The sequence below is a fragment of the Enterobacter cloacae complex sp. 2021EL-01169 genome (assembly GCF_020733125.1).
GTDB classification, from domain to species: domain Bacteria; phylum Pseudomonadota; class Gammaproteobacteria; order Enterobacterales; family Enterobacteriaceae; genus Enterobacter; species Enterobacter roggenkampii.
This window is the reverse complement of sequence record NZ_JAJFTC010000051.1, coordinates 1-1,317: the sequence shown is the minus strand read 5'-3', so window position 1 is coordinate 1,317 and position 1,317 is coordinate 1. Positions and strand designations below refer to the sequence as shown.

The following is a 1,317-nucleotide window of genomic DNA, read 5'->3' as shown; positions in this document are numbered from 1 at the left end:
GTCTCGGTTGTGGCATCAGCCAATGCCGGTTTCGTATTGGCTGAGCGATAGAGCCCAATCTCTGGAGTTGGTCCAATGAGCGGTCGGGGAGATAGGTAACAGACATGCAGCGGACACGGCTGCTAAACCAGGTCGCAAACCTCCTTGCGTCGCAGCGTGCCGCAAGCGACGCGATCAATCGAATGGGGTCGGCATGAGACTGAACACCATCCAGTTCCCGACCGCGTAGCCGCCTGTCCTGCCGATCAGGTCTTGACCATCGACGCCTGGGATCAGTCCTGAATGTTCTTGGAGACCACTACGTTATGAGCCGCAGCCGCCGCAAAACACCCATCGTCGGGCACACGACCTGCGGCAGCGAGCGCGAGGACAAGAAGCTCTGGCATCAGCGCTGGCGCACCCGTGAGCGCACGGCGCTGACCAGCGCGTCGCCCGAAGCCCTGAGCGCCCATCTGCCCCTGCTGGAAAACCAGGCCAGCAGCGTCTGGTCGATGGGCAAGGATGGCCGCTCCTACTGGCCCGTCAAGCGCCAGGCCGCCACGGCGGATCGCATCGCCAATCACAAGGGACGCAACCCGCAAGAACGCGCCTCCCTGAAAAAGCGCCTGCTGCGCAAGTGGATGAGCAAATGAAGCTCTCCTTCCATCAGCACATTGCGCTGTTCTGGATGATCGGTGCTCCGGGCGTCTTCGCGCCCGTGATCGAGAACGCCAAGCGGCCCGATGCCGGCGCCGTCATGGCGTGGGGTGTCGCGATCGTGGCGGTGATGATCCTCTTCACCCCTTTGCTGCTGCGCTGTCCACCATTCCGGCGCTGGTATGGCCGGACGGATGCGCTGTCGGAGCGGCAGCGCCAGGCGCTTGCCGAGCGCGGCCTGCGCCGCTACTACCAGACCGCTTTCGATGACGGCTACGTGCCCCGCGTGATGCCCTACGTGTGGCGCATCATCTGGACGGTCGGCGGGTTGATGGCTGTGACCGCCGTACTGCCTACCAACACCGGACGGCCAGCCTTCGATGCCTTGGTGGTCTTCTCGACCTGGTATCCGATAGGCGTGATGCTGCTGGTTTTCGCGTCGAGGCCCCTTGGCCGGTTGATTCGCCAAAGAGCACAGGAGCGGCGGAAATGAGCACGTCAACCATCGAGGCGCTGGCCAGCGCCTGGGCAAGGATTGCCGAGGAAGCGGAATTCCCCGCTGACTACGAGGGGACTGCCACACCACAAGCGCATCGGGCTAGCGAAGCTATTCAGGAGCAGATTCGGGAGCGCATCGTCGCCACCAACGACATGCGGCTGTTCAGCCTGCTGCACCTGCTG

2 protein-coding genes and 1 pseudogene are annotated in these 1,317 nt (G+C 63.4%); all 3 read left to right on the top strand.

Translation table 11 applies throughout. The annotated features are described in order from the left end of the window. The first annotated feature begins 305 nt into the window (after positions 1-305). Positions 306-632: a hypothetical protein gene (locus LLF79_RS26805; RefSeq protein WP_003100858.1), complete on the top strand. Its 327-nt coding sequence runs from the start codon at positions 306-308 to the stop codon at positions 630-632. Then, complete coding sequence (locus LLF79_RS26800) at positions 629-1,129, top strand: hypothetical protein (protein WP_003100856.1); 501 nt, start codon at positions 629-631, stop codon at positions 1,127-1,129. Before LLF79_RS26805 ends, LLF79_RS26800 begins: the two co-directional genes overlap by 4 nt. Continuing rightward, positions 1,126-1,317, top strand: a pseudogene (locus LLF79_RS26795) (hypothetical protein); the annotation flags it as partial. The gene LLF79_RS26800 and the pseudogene LLF79_RS26795, both read left to right, overlap by 4 nt.

Coding starts and splice junctions, on each gene's coding strand:
- LLF79_RS26805 (WP_003100858.1), top strand. CDS start 306: ATGAGCCGCAGCCGCCGCAAAACACCCATCGTCGGGCACACGACCTGC.
- LLF79_RS26800 (WP_003100856.1), top strand. CDS start 629: ATGAAGCTCTCCTTCCATCAGCACATTGCGCTGTTCTGGATGATCGGT.